Origin of the sequence: Agrobacterium vitis, from assembly GCF_013337045.2 — a bacterium.
GTDB lineage: Bacteria > Pseudomonadota > Alphaproteobacteria > Rhizobiales > Rhizobiaceae > Allorhizobium > Allorhizobium vitis_B.
The window spans coordinates 586,681-602,431 of the sequence record NZ_CP118259.1 but is presented as its reverse complement, the minus strand read 5'-3'; the positions used below and the strand labels follow the sequence as shown (position 1 = coordinate 602,431).

14 protein-coding genes are annotated in these 15,751 nt (G+C 57.8%); 8 read left to right on the top strand and 6 right to left on the bottom strand.

What is annotated here, in order from left to right; all coding sequences use genetic code 11:
- Positions 1-93: 93 nt before the first annotated feature.
- A complete protein-coding gene (locus tag G6L01_RS02770; protein ID WP_070167713.1) occupies positions 94-1,092 on the bottom strand; it encodes an NAD(P)H-quinone oxidoreductase in 999 nt (332 codons plus the stop codon).
- Positions 1,093-1,236: 144 nt separating this feature from the next.
- On the opposite strand from G6L01_RS02770, the gene G6L01_RS02765 reads away from it, so the two are divergent.
- Positions 1,237-2,367 (top strand): DUF1963 domain-containing protein, encoded by a 1,131-nt coding sequence (locus G6L01_RS02765; RefSeq protein WP_070167712.1) that lies wholly within the window; start codon positions 1,237-1,239, stop codon positions 2,365-2,367.
- 13 nt (positions 2,368-2,380) lie between these two features.
- Here the strand turns inward: G6L01_RS02765 and G6L01_RS02760 are convergent, their stop codons facing one another.
- Positions 2,381-4,192: a GGDEF domain-containing protein gene (locus G6L01_RS02760; RefSeq protein WP_139190249.1), complete on the bottom strand. Its 1,812-nt coding sequence runs from the start codon at positions 4,190-4,192 to the stop codon at positions 2,381-2,383.
- A 233-nt stretch (positions 4,193-4,425) separates the two neighbouring features.
- Here G6L01_RS02760 and betI point away from each other — a divergent pair, with 233 nt between their 5' ends.
- The 6 genes from betI to betA are packed head-to-tail and all read left to right on the top strand — an operon-like array spanning position 4,426 to position 10,778.
- Entirely contained in the window at positions 4,426-5,028 is a 603-nt protein-coding gene (gene betI / locus G6L01_RS02755; RefSeq protein WP_070167710.1) for a transcriptional regulator BetI, read from the top strand.
- Positions 5,025-6,542: a choline-sulfatase gene (betC, locus tag G6L01_RS02750; RefSeq protein ID WP_070167709.1), complete on the top strand. Its 1,518-nt coding sequence runs from the start codon at positions 5,025-5,027 to the stop codon at positions 6,540-6,542. Before betI ends, betC begins: the two co-directional genes overlap by 4 nt.
- Positions 6,543-6,544: 2 nt before the next feature.
- On the top strand, positions 6,545-7,186 hold the full coding sequence (locus G6L01_RS02745; protein ID WP_070167708.1) for a glutathione S-transferase family protein: 642 nt from the start codon (positions 6,545-6,547) through the stop codon (positions 7,184-7,186).
- The gene (gene betB, locus G6L01_RS02740) at positions 7,186-8,649 is read left to right on the top strand and encodes a betaine-aldehyde dehydrogenase (protein WP_071206281.1); all 1,464 of its coding nucleotides are present in this window, start codon (positions 7,186-7,188) and stop codon (positions 8,647-8,649) included. The genes G6L01_RS02745 and betB overlap by 1 nt, the downstream gene beginning before the upstream one ends.
- A gap of 11 nt (positions 8,650-8,660) precedes the next feature.
- On the top strand, positions 8,661-9,122 hold the full coding sequence (locus G6L01_RS02735) for a hypothetical protein (protein WP_139190250.1): 462 nt from the start codon (positions 8,661-8,663) through the stop codon (positions 9,120-9,122).
- Between the two features lie 3 nt (positions 9,123-9,125).
- A complete protein-coding gene (gene betA, locus G6L01_RS02730) occupies positions 9,126-10,778 on the top strand; it encodes a choline dehydrogenase (RefSeq protein ID WP_070167707.1) in 1,653 nt (550 codons plus the stop codon).
- Between the two features lie 4 nt (positions 10,779-10,782).
- Here betA and G6L01_RS02725 read toward each other — a convergent pair whose 3' ends face one another.
- The 3 genes from G6L01_RS02725 to G6L01_RS02715 form a co-directional block, all read right to left on the bottom strand.
- Entirely contained in the window at positions 10,783-11,148 is a 366-nt protein-coding gene (locus tag G6L01_RS02725) for a type II toxin-antitoxin system VapC family toxin (protein ID WP_070167706.1), read from the bottom strand.
- On the bottom strand, positions 11,142-11,357 hold the full coding sequence (locus G6L01_RS02720) for a ribbon-helix-helix domain-containing protein (RefSeq protein ID WP_234624788.1): 216 nt from the start codon (positions 11,355-11,357) through the stop codon (positions 11,142-11,144). The genes G6L01_RS02725 and G6L01_RS02720 overlap by 7 nt, the downstream gene beginning before the upstream one ends.
- A 69-nt stretch (positions 11,358-11,426) precedes the next feature.
- Complete coding sequence (locus G6L01_RS02715; RefSeq protein WP_070167705.1) at positions 11,427-12,716, bottom strand: phosphatidylglycerol lysyltransferase domain-containing protein; 1,290 nt, start codon at positions 12,714-12,716, stop codon at positions 11,427-11,429.
- Positions 12,717-13,001: 285 nt separating this feature from the next.
- Here G6L01_RS02715 and G6L01_RS02710 point away from each other — a divergent pair, with 285 nt between their 5' ends.
- On the top strand, positions 13,002-14,348 hold the full coding sequence (locus G6L01_RS02710) for a chloride channel protein (protein WP_071207213.1): 1,347 nt from the start codon (positions 13,002-13,004) through the stop codon (positions 14,346-14,348).
- A 3-nt stretch (positions 14,349-14,351) separates the two neighbouring features.
- On the opposite strand, the gene G6L01_RS02705 is transcribed toward G6L01_RS02710, so the two are convergent.
- A complete protein-coding gene (locus G6L01_RS02705) occupies positions 14,352-15,317 on the bottom strand; it encodes a flagellin N-terminal helical domain-containing protein (protein ID WP_070167893.1) in 966 nt (321 codons plus the stop codon).
- Between the last annotated feature and the right edge of the window lie 434 nt (positions 15,318-15,751).

Sequence of the window (15,751 nt, the reverse complement as noted above, 5' to 3'; positions counted from 1 at the left end):
TTTGTGACAAACGTATTTTAATGAGCCCCTATTCAAAAAGTACAGTTAAACAAGATGGAAATCATCGGTTCCGGGCGTCACTGGCAATAAGCTTCAAAGGGTCAGCACAATCTTGCCGATATGCGTGCTGTCTTCCATCAGCCGATGCGCATCCGCCACCTTGTCGAACGGCAGAACGGTATGAATGACTGGGGCGACGGTGCCTTGTTCCAGAAGTGGCCAGGCGCTGGCCAGCAGGTCGTCGCGGATAGCGCGTTTTTCTTCCGCCGTGCGCGGGCGCATCGTTGATCCCGTCACCGTCAGGCGCTTGACCATGATCGGGCCGAGATTGACCTTTTCAGCCACGGCACCGCCCAGAAAAGCAATGATTGACAGGCAGCCGTCCTTGGCCAGCGACGCGATATTCTTTTCGAAATAGGATGCGCCGATCATATCGAGGATGATATCGACACCTTTGCCGTCCGTCTCAGACTTCACCACCTCGGCGAAATCCTCACTCCGGTAATTGATGGCGCGGCGAGCGCCGAGCTTCAGGCAGGCCTCGGCCTTTTCAGCCGAACCAACCGTGGTCAGCACATCGGCGCCGAAAGCGCGGGCAAGCTGGATGGCCGTGGTGCCGATGCCTGACGAGCCACCGTGGATCAGCACGGTTTCGCCTTCGGTCAGCCCCGCCATCTGGAACAGGTTGGCCCAGACGGTGAAGAAGGTTTCCGGCACCGCCGCTGCTTTCACCGCATCGAATCCCCTAGGCCATGGCAGGCTCTGGCCTTCCGGCAGGACGCAGAACTCGGCATAACCGCCGCCATTGGCCAATCCGCAGATCTTGTCGCCAAGGACAAAGTCGCTCACCCCTTCGCCCAGCGCCACCACCGTGCCGGCTACTTCCAGGCCGAGAACAGGGCTTGCACCCTTCGGCGGCGGATAGCTGCCCTGGCGCTGCGCCACATCCGGTCGATTGACGCCTGCTGCCTCAACCTTGACAAGGATTTCACCGGCTGCTGGGGCTGGCAGCGGACCATGGGCAATTGTCATGACCTCAGGCCCGCCGAAGGATGGGGTATCGACATAGCGCATGCGCGTGGGAAGCGTCATTTTTTGCCTCTGGACTAAATGTACCTCGACCTTATCTAGAGACGCACAGGTGAAAAGAAAAGAAGACGGATCGACGCGGGGCGACATAAGTCCTTCTAATACCGAACGAATGACCCGGAATCCCGAGAGTTCAGGACCATTTGAATGCACACCAAGCCACTTGCCCCGCGTCTCTTTTACCGCCGCAGCCTTCTTGCCGGGGCAGCGGGCTTCTTGGCTTTCGGTAACGCCACAGGAACCTTCGCGCAGCAGCGCAAGGCTGGCCCTTATTTCAAGTCCAAAGACGAACTCGACCAGTCGTTGAAGGCCTTCGGCGTCGGGTCCTGGGATCGAAGCAGCCTGCTGAAACAGGCCCGGCCAACAACCATTCTCAGCTCGACAGCGCTGGAGGATAAGGACATTCCGCTCGGTGCAAGCAAGATCGGCGGCGCGCCGGACATGCCTGAGGAAACAGACTGGCCGATGCGCAAGCCCTCCTCAAGCGGCAAGCGGGACGTCGAAGTCCTGCGCAAGCTGAATGCCGAGAACCCCAGCCCCTACTACCAACAGATGATTGCCGCCAAAGAACCGCTTGCCAATCGGGATGCTCCGCTTGCCTTCGTCCTGCAACTCGATCTTGCCGCTGCCGCCGCAGCCGGCCCTGTAGATCCCGACATTCCCACCGACGGACGGCTTCTGGTGTTTTTCGACCTGGTGCTGCTGCCCTGGTTTGGCGAACAGCAGGAGGAAAAGGCCTTTTCCCTTCTCTATCTTCCCGCCGCGCAGACCGAGTTGAAACGGCGTCCCGTCCCTGATCTTGGCATGGCCCTTTGGGGCGAGCGGCATGAGGGAGACACCGACGAGCAGGCGATGCGATTGCCGTCTGCGCGGATCGATCCGACATTTTCCTTTACGCTGCCGGGCGATGGGTCCTATCCGATGCTGACCCGCTATCCCTATCCGCAGGAGCCGCCGCATCGGGCCTGGCTGGATGCGCTGACCAGTGGCCCCGGCGATGGTTGCCAACTCTACGGTTGGCCGAACTTCGTTCAATCCGACCCGGGCATCGATCTCGGTGCCGAAGACGTGAAATTCGATCTGCCACGCAATGACGATTACATCCGCACCATAAGCGGACTTGCGGGGCCTATTGAGAACTGGATCCCCCTGCTGACGATCACCGGCTATGCCAGCGATGGCGTCGATTTCAACGGCGGTTATTATGTCATGATCCGCCGCACGGATCTGCGCAACAAGGATTTTTCAAAGGCCGTCATCGTTTATCAGACCGATTGAGCCAAAAGCCACCTCACCCGATCGGCTGCGGCGAACGGATGCCGGAGACAAAAAGGCCGCTATCGCTATCCTTGGCACTTTTCTTGACGCTGGCGATTTCCGACGACAGGCGGCTGACATCATCGACAACCAGCCCCTGCGGCAATTCCAGAACACCGATGGAGCAGCGCATCAGTGGAAAATCGCGGTCGATACCGTGACGGTCGGTGCCACGAATTCGGCCTTCAGCGCGGTCTTCCGGCGAATAGAGAGCGGCGACATCGCCGTGGAAATCCGAGAGCAGCCGGTTGAGGATTTCCAGCACCTCCTCGCCGGTCCAGCCGATGAGGCCAATGAAGAAATCATCGCCGCCGACATGGCCGAGAAACACGCCATCGGCGAAGAAATAACGACGCATCAGCGCGGCAAACAGCGAAATCGCGTGGTCGCCCAGGTGAAAGCCGTAGTGATCGTTGAAGGGCTTGAAACTATCAAAATCACAGTAGCAGAAATGGCGAAGGTCATCGCTGTCTCGACCGCTGTCCTGCATGAAATCGCGAATGGCGCGATTGCCCGGCAGGCCGGTCAGCGGGTTCTGTTCCTGGGCGGTCTTCAACTGCTTTTCATTGATGATGCGCACCAGCGAAGCCGCCGAGACCACGCCCGCATAGCGCAGGTTTTCGGTCAGCAGCACGCAATCGCTGCCCTCGGTATTGGAGAAGATCGCCATCAGCCGGTCGGCATCGGCATCGAGCCCGACAACAGGCGCGTGATCGACGAATTGCGAGATGGTCCGCTCATAGACCTTGTTCTTCAGAAGGTCGCGCCCGAAGGGCTGATAGATATATTCCTTCAAGTGCACTTCGTGAATAATGCCGCGTGGTTCGCCATTGGCGTTCAGCACCGGAAAGAACGACTGGCGCGGATTGCGGCGAAACAGGTCGAACACGCTATCCACACTGTCATTTTCATAGACCGTCGGCAGGCGCTCGATCTGCTTGCGGATCAGGATTTCGTCCAGCGACTGGCTGGAGCGCCGTGACTGGCCGATATCCTTCAAATGCCGATAGTGGGATTTCAGCTCGGCCAGATGGGTGGTAGGCCTCGCAATGTACCAGCCCTGGACGAGATCCACACCAAGCTCGCGACAGGCGATGAACTCGCCTTCCGTCTCGATCCCCTCAGCAATCACCCGCACACCAAGCACATGGGCGGTCTGGACGATGTTTTTCACCAGATGGCGTTTGCGCGAATGACTGTCCAGCCCTGAGATGAAATGCCGGTCAATCTTCAAATAGTCGATCGGGAAATCACAGAGCAGCTTCATCTCGGCATGGCCAACGCCGAAATCGTCAATGGCAATCTTGAAGCCAGCGCTGCGTAGCCGCACCATCAGACCGGCAAACTCCGGCACTTCGGTATTGTTGAACCGCTCCGATAATTCAAAACACACAGACGACGGCGCAATCCCGGCGGCGCGCAAATGCGCCAAAAGCCCGTCGATGATCGCCTCTCCTTGCGCAATCAACCGGACATCGAGATTGAGAAACAGCGTATAGGCGGCATGATCGGGCAGGCTGGCAAATTTGGCCAGCGCCCTGCTCGCCACCATCTGCTCCAGGGCCAGCAATTGACCCGTTTCATGGGCCTGATCGAGAATATCGAGCGGGGTCTCGAAACCGATCCGTTCCTGACCGCGCATCAGCGTTTCATAGCCGAAGACCGCCCCGGTCTGAACCTCGACAATCGGCTGCATGGCATTTTCCATTACGACTTTCGCCAGCGTCAGCAATTGATCGCTGGCATAGCGGCGCAATACTCCGCGTTCCGTCGCAATCGCTACCATTGAAAATATCCCTGCGCCCAAATTGTTTAAGTTTACGGCACGGTGACGGCAAAGCCTGAAGGAAATCTTTACCGGGGATGAAAGTTTTGTGACAGCCCCAGCTGGCTGAGTAAGCCGGGTGTCAGCCCACGCTCGGCAATCATCTGGACCTCGGACCGGCATCCCGCTGGCTGATTTTTATTGATTGATCAGTCAATCAAGAATAGATTGATGATCATCAGAAAGGATAGGCCATGCCGAAACTGGGAATGGAGCCGCTCAGACGAAAAGCCCTTGTCGATGCGGCCTTGAAAGCCATCGGCACGCATGGCTCGCTGACGGTCACCATGTCTGAAATTGCCCGCACCGCCGGGGTCTCTCCCGCTTTGGCCCATCATTATTTCGGCTCCAAGCAGCAATTGTTGATCGAAACAATCCGCTCACTATTGAGACAATTGCAAGCCGATGCCGCAAGCGCGCTTGCCACGGCAAGCACCCCGCGCCAGCGGATTAGCGCCGTGATCCGGATCAGCTTCCAGGCCGACCAGTTTGCACCCGATACCGTGGCGGCCTGGCTTGCCTTCTATTCCGAGGCGCAACGCTCGGAAGCAACCCGCCGCCTGCTGGTGATCTATGCACGGCGGTTGCGCTCCAATCTGGTCGATGCCCTGCTACACCTGGCCAGCCGGTCCGACGCCGAGCGCATTGCCGAAGGCACAGCGGCGATGATTGACGGCCTATATATTCGCCAAAGCCTGCGGGCAGCGCCACTGTCCATTGATGCCTCTGTCACGCTGGTGGAGGATTATGTGAACAGCCAGTTGCACGCCATTGATCGGGAGACCCGCAGCCTATGAGCAAGCCCAATATTCTCATCATCATGGTCGATCAGCTCAACGGCACGCTGTTTCCCGATGGCCCGGCAGATTGGCTGCATGCACCGCATTTGAAAGCGCTGGCGGCCCGCTCTGCCCGGTTTCAAAACAATTACACATCCTCGCCGCTCTGCGCCCCTGCCCGCGCTTCCTTCATGGCCGGACAATTGCCCAGCCGCACGCAGGTTTATGACAATGCGGCGGAATATGTGTCGTCCATTCCCACTTACGCCCATCATTTACGCCGCGCAGGCTATTACACAGCGCTTTCGGGCAAGATGCATTTTGTGGGGCCGGATCAATTGCACGGCTTTGAAGAACGGCTGACCACCGACATTTACCCCGCCGATTTCGGCTGGACGCCGGATTACCGCAAACCCGGCGAGCGGATTGACTGGTGGTATCACAATCTCGGCTCGGTGACGGGCGCTGGCGTGGCCGAGATTACCAACCAGATGGAATATGATGATGAGGTGGCATTTCTGGCCAACCAGAAGCTCTATCAGTTAAGTCGTGAGAATGATGATGCGGAGCGTCGCCCGTGGTGCCTCACCGTCTCCTTCACCCATCCGCATGACCCGTATGTGGCCCGCAAACAATACTGGGATCTCTATGAGGATTGCACCCATCTTCTGCCAGACGTCGGTGCTCTAGCGGATCAAGACCCGCATTCCAAACGGCTGATCCATGCCTGCGATTATGACAATTTCAATGTGACCGAAGAAGACATCCGCCGCTCGCGCCGCGCCTATTTCGCCAATATCTCCTATATTGATGACAAGGTTGGCGAGTTGATCGACACGCTGACCCGCACAAGGATGCTGGACAACACCACCATCCTGTTCTGCTCAGACCACGGCGATATGCTGGGCGAGCGGGGTCTGTGGTTCAAGATGAATTTTTATGAAGGCTCGGCCCGTGTGCCTTTGATGGTGGCAGGCCCCGGCATTGCCTCCGGTCTGCATCTGGCTCCAACCTCCAATCTGGATGTGACGCCAACGCTGTGTGATCTGGCCGGAATTTCGATGGATGAGATCATGCCCTGGACCGATGGCATCAGCCTGAAAGGCATGATCGGTGGCGAGGCCCGCACCGCGCCTGTGCTGATGGAATATGCCGCCGAAGGCTCCTATGCGCCCATGGTGTGCATCCGCGAGGGCCAATGGAAATATGTGCATTGTACGCTCGATCCCGACCAATTGTTTGATCTTGAAAATGATCCGCAAGAACTGACCAATCTGGCAGCTGATCCGGCTTATGCCGATGTTCTGGCCGATTTCACCGCCAAGCGCGAGGCCCGCTGGGACATGGCCCGCTTTGATGCGGCGGTGCGCGAAAGCCAGGCCCGGCGCTGGGTGGTCTATGAGGCGCTTCGCAACGGCTCCTACTACCCATGGGACCACCAACCGCTGCAAAAGGCATCCGAGCGCTACATGCGCAACCATATGGACTTGAACGTATTGGAAGAAAGCAAACGCTATCCGAGGGGAGAGTGACGATGCTAACGATCTGGGGCCGTAAAACATCCTCGAATGTGCAGGCGCTGATGTGGTGCGTTGGTGAACTTGGTCTCGACTATGTGCGCCATGACATTGGCCATCGCTATGGTGGCAATGACACGCCAGAGTTTTTGGCGATGAACCCGAATGGCACCGTGCCGGTTTTGCAAGACGGTAATGGTGACTTTTTGTTTGAGACGGGAGCGATCCTTCGCTATCTCGCCAGCCGTTATGCATCGTCTCCGTTCTGGCCCGATGATCTGGCGGGTCGCACCCGTGTGGACATGTGGGCTGAATGGTCGAAAGTGAATATTGCGCAAGAGTTTACCTCTCCCATATTCTGGCGCGTGGTGCGCACTGCGCCAAAAGATCGCGATCCCGCCGCCATTACAAAAGCCATGGGTGTGCTGGGCGCAAAGCTGGATATTGCAGAACAACGACTGGCAAAGCACGCCTATCTGGCGGGTGATGCGCTAACCTTGGCCGATATTCAATTCGGCCATGTGCTGTTTCGCTATTTCGATATCGACATCACCCGCCCAGAGCGCCCCGCCCTTCACCGCTATTATCAAAACCTGACCACGCGCCCCGCATTTCGCGAGCATGTGATGGTGTCTTACGAAGAATTGCGAGTTTTATGATGAAAGCCCAACCCAAAGCCTCTCACTTCATTGATGGCGAATACGTTGAAGACGCAAGCGGCACCGTGATTGACAGCATCTACCCCGCCACGGGTGAGGTGATTGCGCGCCTCCATGCGGCCACGCCTGCGATTGTGGAGCGGGCCATTGCATCGGCCAAGCGGGCGCAGAAGGAGTGGGCAGCCCTTAGCCCTACTGCCCGTGGCCGGGTACTGAAAAAAGCCGCCGAGATTATGCGCGAGCGCAACCGCGAACTGTCGGAGCTGGAAACGCTGGACACGGGCAAGCCTATACAGGAAACCATCGTGGCAGACCCGACATCGGGCGCGGATAGTTTTGAGTTTTTTGGCGGTATCGCAGCGGTAGGACTCAACGGCAGCCACATTCCGCTGGGCAATGATTTTGCCTATACCAAACGGGTTCCCCTTGGCGTCTGTGTGGGCATTGGCGCGTGGAATTATCCGCAGCAGATCGCCTGCTGGAAATCGGCCCCGGCTCTGGCCGCTGGCAATGCCATGGTGTTCAAGCCATCGGAAATGACACCGCTGGGGGCGTTGAAAATTGCCGAGATTTTGATCGAGGCGGGTGCGCCAAAGGGCGTGTTTAACGTCATTCAGGGCGATCGGGAGACAGGGCCATTGCTGGTCAATCATCCCGATGTGGCCAAGGTGTCTTTGACTGGCTCAGTGCCAACGGGGCGCAAGGTTGCGGCTGCTGCGGCTGGCCACTTGAAGCATGTGACCATGGAACTTGGCGGCAAATCGCCTCTGATCGTGTTTGATGATGCGGATGTGGACAGCGCCATTTCCGGGGCGATGCTGGCGAATTTTTACTCCACGGGACAGGTCTGCTCCAACGGTACGCGGGTGTTTGTGCACACGGCCATCAAGCAGGTCTTCCTTGAGCGTTTGAAAGCCCGAGCTGAGGCCATTGTGATTGGTGATCCGCAAGATGAGGCCACCCAGATGGGGCCTTTGGTGTCGATGGCGCAGCGGGAAAAGGTGCTGTCCTATATCGACAAGGGCAAGGCCGAGGGGGCAACGCTGATAACCGGTGGTGGAATTCCCAACAGTGCGTCCGGAGCTGGTGCGTTTATTCAGCCCACGGTGTTTGCCGAAGTGACAGATAGCATGACCATCGCCCGCGAAGAGATTTTTGGCCCTGTCATGTGCGTGCTGGATTTTGATGACGAGACTGACGTGATTGCTCGCGCCAATGCCTCGGAATTTGGTCTCGCAGGCGGCGTGTTCACCGCTGATATCACCCGCGCCCACCGCGTGGTGGATCAGCTGGAAGCCGGAACGCTGTGGATCAACACTTATAACCTCTGCCCGGTGGAAATGCCGTTTGGTGGCTCCAAACAGTCAGGCTTTGGCCGCGAAAATTCGCTGGCGGCGCTGGAGCATTATTCGGAGCTGAAGACGGTTTATGTGGGTATGGGGAAATGTGAAGCGCCGTATTGAGGGGTACATCGATGTCTAGCAAAGTAAATATATATGTTTTTTCTTCAAAATCGATAACCAACATATGGGCCGGATACGGTGCTCAAACTTGGGCCGTTTCAATTGGAGAAGATGCATCCAATAATGCGGGAAAAAAGACCAAAAGCAAAAGGATGACGGTTGGGTCGTTCGGTATTCTTTACTGTGAACCATGGAAAGCCTTCACTGTTCCTTTTGTTACAATTTCAGCACCAGATCTTGATAAAAATGAAGAAGAAATTTGGGACGGTACGTGGATGCTGCCATTCCGGTTTAAAGCTTTAGGAAATCCAAAAAGCAGAATGCCCGGATCAGATATTAGTAAGTTACCTGGTGCAGCAAGAGAAAGTATAACGAATTACATCCATTATCTCAAAGTCCAAGGCAACCTTGCATTCACTACTTCAGCAATTGATGCGGAAGACTGGGAATACATTATCAGAGAGCTTGCGTAGGATATGCAACAGGCAGATTTCATCATCATCGGTTCCGGCTCGGCAGGCGCGGCCATGGCTTACCGCCTGTCAGAAGACGGCAAGCACACGGTGATCGTGCTGGAATTCGGCGGCTCGGACATCGGCCCCTTCGTGCAAATGCCAGCCGCCCTTGCCTTTCCGATGAATATGGATCGCTACAATTGGGGCTATGTGACCGAGCCGGAACCACACCTCAACAATCGCCGCATGATTGCGCCGCGTGGCAAGGTGGTGGGTGGCTCGTCTTCTATCAATGGCATGGTCTATGTGCGTGGCCATGCGGAGGATTTTAACCGTTGGGATGAGCTGGGAGCTACTGGTTGGGCCTATGCCGATGTGCTGCCCTATTTCAAGCGCATGGAGCATAGCCACGGCGGAGAAGACGGCTGGCGCGGCACCGATGGTCCCCTGCATGTACGCCGGGGCGAGGTGAAAAATCCGCTATATCAGGCCTTTATTGAGGCGGGTCGGCAGGCCGAATTCCCCGTCACCGAGGATTACAATGGCCGCCAACAGGAAGGCTTTGGCCTGATGGAACAAACCAGCTGGCAAGGTCGCCGCTGGTCCACCGCCAATGCCTATCTGAAACCCGCGCTGAAGCGTGACAATTGTCGCCTAATACGCTGCTTTGCCCGCAAGATCGTGCTGGAAGGCCGCCGCGCCGTGGGCGTCGAAGTGGAGATTGGTGGCAAGATCGAGGTGATCCGCGCCAACCGCGAGGTGATTGTTGCCGCATCCGCCTTCAACTCGCCCAAACTGCTGTTGCTGTCCGGCATTGGTCCGGCGGCCCATCTACAAGAGATGGGGATTAATGTGGTGGCGGATCGGCCCGGCGTTGGCCAGAACCTGCAAGACCATCTGGAATATTACCACCAGTTCAAATCGAAATTGCCGATCACCCTGCATTCCAAAAACAACTGGTTCTGGAAAGGCGTGGTGGGGGCACAATGGCTGTTCTTCAAACAAGGCCTTGGCACCTCCAACCAGTTTGAAGCGGCGGCGTTTATCCGCTCAGGCGCAGGCGTGAAATGGCCAGACCTGCAATACCACTTCCTGCCGATTGCCGTGTCTTACGATGGCAAGTCATCGGCGGAAGGCCACGGTTTTCAGGCCCATGTCGGCTATAACATGTCGAAATCCCGCGGCTCCGTCACCCTGCGCTCACACGACGTGAAGGATGCGCCGGTGCTGCGCTTCAACTATATGAGCGACCCTGAAGACTGGGTGAAATTCCGCCATGCCGTGCGGATCACCCGCGAGATTTTTGCCCAAAAAGCCTTTGATCCCTATCGGGAATCCGAAATCGCTCCGGGATCGAAAGTGCAAACCAACGACGAAATCGACGCCTTCCTGCGCGAACATCTGGAAGGGGCCTACCACCCCTGCGGCACCGCCAAAATGGGGCGCATAGATGATCCGATGGCGGTTGTCGATCCGACCTGCAAGGTGATTGGCGTCGAAGGCCTGCGGGTGGCGGATTCATCGATCTTCCCGCATGTCACCTATGGCAATCTCAACGGCCCCTCGATCATGACCGGCGAAAAGGCGTCCGATCATATTCTGGGCCGTGATCCCCTACCCCGCAGCAATCAGGAACCATGGATTAATCCGAATTGGGAGTTAAGTGATCGGTAAGACATCACAGCCGATAGGGAATGCGGATGCCGGGATGGTTGCCCGGCAAATCCTTGGTATCGCGGGTTACCAGCACCATGTCATGGGCCAGAGCACTTGCCCAGACAATCGCGTCAGGCAGTTTCAGCCGATGCGCACGCCTCAAAGACACTGCACGCTCGGCCACGGCCTGATCGATGGCGATGCAGCGAAAACTGCGCAGAAAGGCAGCGGTTGCCTGCCCATTCTCATCGGATGCACCAACCATGACCTCCATCCAGGTCACCATGCTGATCGCCTTTTCCTCGTAAAGCGAAAGCTCCTGTCTGGCCGGTTCCTTGCCATTCAGGAAATCGATCAAAATATTGGTATCAAAGAGCGCTTTTACCATTCGTCGCGCAGGGCTTGCTGATAAGCAAGGCCATCCGGCTGGTTTTTCCAGAGACCAAAGCCGTGATCCAGATCGGGCTGCTGCCGTTCTTCCAGCAAAGATGCCACGGCTTGGCGGATCAACGCTGCCCGGGAAATTTTTTCCTGGCGGGCAATCCGGTCCAGCTCCACAACGGCATCGTCATCAAGGTCGATCAATGTTCTCATCATACACCTATCATATATCGCTATATGATATACACCGACCCATGGTTATGATCAAGCCGACGCGAGACACCGCTATCGCCGCACCAGCCGCCTTACCCCGCCGCTGATCAACAGCGCGGTATCGACTACGGCTGGCAAGGCTTCGCGCTTGCCGCTGACGGCGAGGTAGCGGGGTTGCCAGTCGGGGTCGAACTTGGCCTTGAAGGCGTGGACGCCCTTGAAATTATAGAGCCGCTCGCCGTTCTCATAGACCAGACGGCCAAGGCGGTGCCAGAGCGGGGCGGTAGGCCGGGCCGACAGGCCGGACAGCGGGGCCATACCCATGTCGAGCTGGCGATAACCTTCCGCTTTCAGATGCAGCATGATCTTCACAAACAGCAGGTCCATCATGCCACGATGCGTGCCGGGCAGATGCCGCATCAGGTCGATAAAGGCATCCTGTTTTGTCTCGGTGGTCAGAATATTGGCAAAGGCGACAATCCGGCCTTCGAGGCGAATGATGGCAACCGGATGGGCGCAGAGATAGCAGCGCTGAAACGTGCCGAGCGAAAAGCCCTTTTCTCCAGCCTTGTGATGGGCCAACCAGACATCCGACACGTAAGCCAGTTCATCCAGCAATCCCGCTACCTCAGTTGGCGGCACGATGGAAAATTCCAACCCGTCGCGCTCGGCGCGGTTGATCGAGCGGCGCAGTTTCAGCCAGTCGCCGCCCTTCAGGTCGAAACGGTGCAGATCGACAATCGCCTGATCGCCCAGCTTGAACAGCCGCAGGCCCGCATCCGCCGCGACAGGCAGAAAGTCCGGGGAGACCTGGTAGAAGGCGACACGGCAGCCGCAAGCCTTTGCCTCCTTCAGCAATTTCGTCACCAGCTGCGGCCAGGCAGCCCGTGGTCCAACCGGGTCGAACAGCACGACAAACCGACGGCCGCGGCGCGCATACATCAGGAAAGCGTCACCCGCGTCGGAAAACAGCACCTGCTTGTCACCCAGGGCCACCAGGCCTGCCGCCGCCCGGGAGTTTTCCCGCACGATGCGCCCAGCCAATTGAGTGTGAACAGGTGATGCGCCCGCCCGGACCGGCTTGATCTGTTGCTGGACGACACGGCCAGCCGCGATGGCACCCAGCAATGACAGCGTCGCCAGACTAGCGCCGCCAATATCCTGATGCAGTTTGTAAACGAGGCCAAGCTCAGCAAGGGGCTCCAGCAGAAATTCAATCGACAGTAGCGACAAAGCCGCAAGGCCAAGCGCCAATATCAGGCGCAGGAGCTTGCTGGCCGCATGCCAGCCAAGACCTATCCCGGCAACCAGGAAAAATCGTCCGGGCTTGATTGAAACGTCGGTTTCCAATGCATTCACCATCAGCCCCGACGTCCTTCGCCCGAGAAATATTAGGGATTATTCACTCTGCCATGCTTATGGCAGCGCCCGGTAAACATGTCGTGAAGCGGATACATGAACAATCGGTAAAATACCAGACCCATGCAGGCGCAAAGGCCATTGCCGCCACTATGTTCAAGTGACGATTTTTGAAAACCCGTCGCCAATGTTGGTCCCAAATCGCTAAATCTTCAACTTTCTAAATCTCTTGGGATTTCATCGATTTCGATTTAAGGAATGATGCAGTATCCATCTGGGAGTTGCCTCATGCCGCGTTCCACGCCCTCGAAAATGCTGCGGCGCTCGCGCGCGCTCAGCGGTTCCTGGCGCATGTGGAAAATGCGGCTGGTCTTCTGGGCCGGTGCCGGTGCCATCGGCGTGGTCAGCGTCGGCTTTGCCTGGCTGGCGGACCGCGCCCAAGGGCTGTTTCACACCATCACCCACGCCACGCAATGGACCTTTCTCCTTCCGCTTCTGCTGACACCGGCAGGCTTTGCGCTTTGCGCGCTTCTGGCGGGCAAGGTTTTCCCGGCCTCACAAGGCTCCGGCATTCCGCAGGCGATTGCGGCCCGCCATATCGATGATCCGGCTGGGCGCAGCCGGTTGCTGTCAATGCGGATCGCTATCGGCAAGGTGCTTTTGACCGCAATCGGTCTGCTCTGCGGCGGATCGATCGGCCGGGAGGGACCGACCGTACAGGTCGGGGCCTCCATCATGCTGTTTTGCGCCCGCATTGGCGGGATGGCGCGGGCAGATGGGCTGATCCTGGCCGGATCGGCCGCCGGTATTGCCGCTGCGTTCAATACGCCGCTGGCCGGGATCGTCTTTGCCATCGAGGAAATGAGCAAGACCTATCACTCCCGCGTCAACAGCCTGGTTCTGATCGCTGTGATCGTTTCCGGCCTTGCCGCCCTCGGTCTCGTCGGCAGCTATACCTATTTCGGCACCGCCAATCCCACCGTCTCCGGCTTGCGCGATTGGATGCTGGTCGGCCTGTGCGGCATTGGCGGCGGCGCTTTCGGCGCGCTGTTCAGTGCGGGGGCGCTGACCTTGATGCGCCGGATACGCCGCTGGACGCAGCTGTCGGCAATGCCCTTGCGGCGTGCCGTTCTGCTCGCCGCCGTTTGCGGACTGGGCGTGGCGCTGATCGGCATCCTGACCGGAGGTGCCACCTACGGCACCGGCTATGAACAGGCGCGCGGCGCGGTGGAGGGCGAGGCCCTGCCGCTGCTGTTTTTCGCGCAAAAGCTGGCGGCCTCGTTCCTGACGATGATTTCCGGCATTCCGGGCGGGATTTTCGCACCCTCCCTATCGGTTGGGGCTGGGCTCGGCAGCACCGCCGCCAGCCTGACTGGCTCCAGCATTGCGCTTGGCGCCATTCTCGGCATGGCCGGCTATTTCGCCGGTGTCGTGCAGGCGCCAATGACCGCCTTCGTGATCATTATGGAAATGACCGCCAGCCATGACAGCGCCATCGCCATCATGACCGCCGCCATGCTGGGCTATGCGACGTCGCGGCTTCTGTCACGCGAGCCACTCTATCACGGCCTGTCGCGCCCATTCCTCGCCGAAGCCATCCGCGCCAGCCGGGCGGCGGAGCGCAGCACCAACTGACGGCTACAAGAGCTGCGATAGAGATTGCACGCTGGTATTGACGATCGACAGGGATTTGACCCCAAGCTGTTCTCTCGCCTGGAGGGCTTTCAGCCGGCTCGATTCCAGGTTCATATCGGTATCGACCATGTTACCGACGCCCTTGCTGATCGAACCCTGCAAGTCCTTGGAGAATTCATACTGCATGTCCACCCGGTTGCTCATCGCGCCCAGCGTGCTCGCCACGCCATTCATCCGTTCGGCCATGGCATCGACGACCTTGATCATGTCATCAATATCGGCATTCGTGGTACTGTCTTCCAACCTGATCTCGTCATAGGTCGTCGACGCCTTGGTGCCGTTGAACATCACCCAGGTCTTTGCGGTGCCAAGCTCGGTCGCAAAACCGGACCCCGTGAGGATGCCCCCTTCCCCATCGACATCGTCGATCAGGTAATTGACCTTGGACGTTCCCGGCTCGCCGCCGACATTGTAATCAATCGTATTGATGCTGATCCGGCCAGCGCCATCGCGCACGAAGGAGCCGACGAGGTTGCGATTGTCCTTGTCACTGTCGGCATCGCGCAACAGCCAGTTTTCCTTGGAAAAGGAGGAGGATTCAGCAATGGAGCGGAACTGATCACGGATCTCGTCCAGTTCCGTATTGATCTTGTCGCGTGAGGTGCCGCCTTCACGCGCCAGCACCAGACGTGCCTTCACATCCATCATCAGGTCTGTCGATGTGCTCATGCCGCTCTGCGCCGTATCCAGCACGCCAGCCGCCATGGACAAGGCATCCTGCACCGAAGACAAGGAGCGATTGTCAGAGCGCATCGTCGTGGCAATCGACCAATAGGCGGCATCGTCAGCCGCAGTGGCGACCCGGTAACCGGTCGTGACCCGCGTCTGGCTATCATCGCGGCTGGACACCGTATGGCGCAGGCTTTGAAGCGCGGTGTAAGCCGCAACATTGGTGTTTTTACTCGTCATACGCTCACTCACATACTCAGTACAAAACAGGCTCAATACAAAACAAGCGAAATACAGGCCGCCCGCAATACTGGACAGCATATCGCGTGCTGTCGCGAGGGCTGGAACCGCCCAGTCACCCGACAACAACAGGAACCCGTTCGTGGATGCGCAGGCAACCACGTTCAACGGCTCCAAAGTCCGAATTTTCCCCAACCAGACGCCTCCGCCAGACGTCCCCAAAAGACCGAATTTTCCAAAAGCGGATGGGTGATTTATAGGGCCGTTAAGGTTAAGTCCCACCCAAGGAAGATGGTGAACGGAAGATAAAGAACGCGCGCTTGCAATTAACTTTCTGGATGTTGCCCTTCGTTGCAGACACCGCAGCGACGAGAGCATCGTGCGGCAAAACGGAAACAGAACCATGCTATCAACGGTGAAAAAAGGCGCGCCCG

Excerpts from the sequence above, each read along its gene's own strand:
- G6L01_RS02760 (WP_139190249.1), bottom strand. The coding sequence starts at position 4,192 with ATGGTAGCGATTGCGACGGAACGCGGAGTATTGCGCCGCTATGCCAGC.
- G6L01_RS02720 (WP_234624788.1), bottom strand. The coding sequence starts at position 11,357 with ATGATGAGAACATTGATCGACCTTGATGACGATGCCGTTGTGGAGCTG.
- G6L01_RS02725 (WP_070167706.1), bottom strand. The coding sequence starts at position 11,148 with ATGGTAAAAGCGCTCTTTGATACCAATATTTTGATCGATTTCCTGAAT.
- G6L01_RS02735 (WP_139190250.1), top strand. The coding sequence starts at position 8,661 with ATGTCTAGCAAAGTAAATATATATGTTTTTTCTTCAAAATCGATAACC.
- betA (WP_070167707.1), top strand. The coding sequence starts at position 9,126 with ATGCAACAGGCAGATTTCATCATCATCGGTTCCGGCTCGGCAGGCGCG.
- betC (WP_070167709.1), top strand. The coding sequence starts at position 5,025 with ATGAGCAAGCCCAATATTCTCATCATCATGGTCGATCAGCTCAACGGC.
- G6L01_RS02745 (WP_070167708.1), top strand. The coding sequence starts at position 6,545 with ATGCTAACGATCTGGGGCCGTAAAACATCCTCGAATGTGCAGGCGCTG.
- betI (WP_070167710.1), top strand. The coding sequence starts at position 4,426 with ATGCCGAAACTGGGAATGGAGCCGCTCAGACGAAAAGCCCTTGTCGAT.
- G6L01_RS02770 (WP_070167713.1), bottom strand. The coding sequence starts at position 1,092 with ATGACGCTTCCCACGCGCATGCGCTATGTCGATACCCCATCCTTCGGC.
- G6L01_RS02765 (WP_070167712.1), top strand. The coding sequence starts at position 1,237 with ATGCACACCAAGCCACTTGCCCCGCGTCTCTTTTACCGCCGCAGCCTT.
- betB (WP_071206281.1), top strand. The coding sequence starts at position 7,186 with ATGAAAGCCCAACCCAAAGCCTCTCACTTCATTGATGGCGAATACGTT.
- G6L01_RS02715 (WP_070167705.1), bottom strand. The coding sequence starts at position 12,716 with ATGGTGAATGCATTGGAAACCGACGTTTCAATCAAGCCCGGACGATTT.
- G6L01_RS02705 (WP_070167893.1), bottom strand. The coding sequence starts at position 15,317 with ATGACGAGTAAAAACACCAATGTTGCGGCTTACACCGCGCTTCAAAGC.
- G6L01_RS02710 (WP_071207213.1), top strand. The coding sequence starts at position 13,002 with ATGCCGCGTTCCACGCCCTCGAAAATGCTGCGGCGCTCGCGCGCGCTC.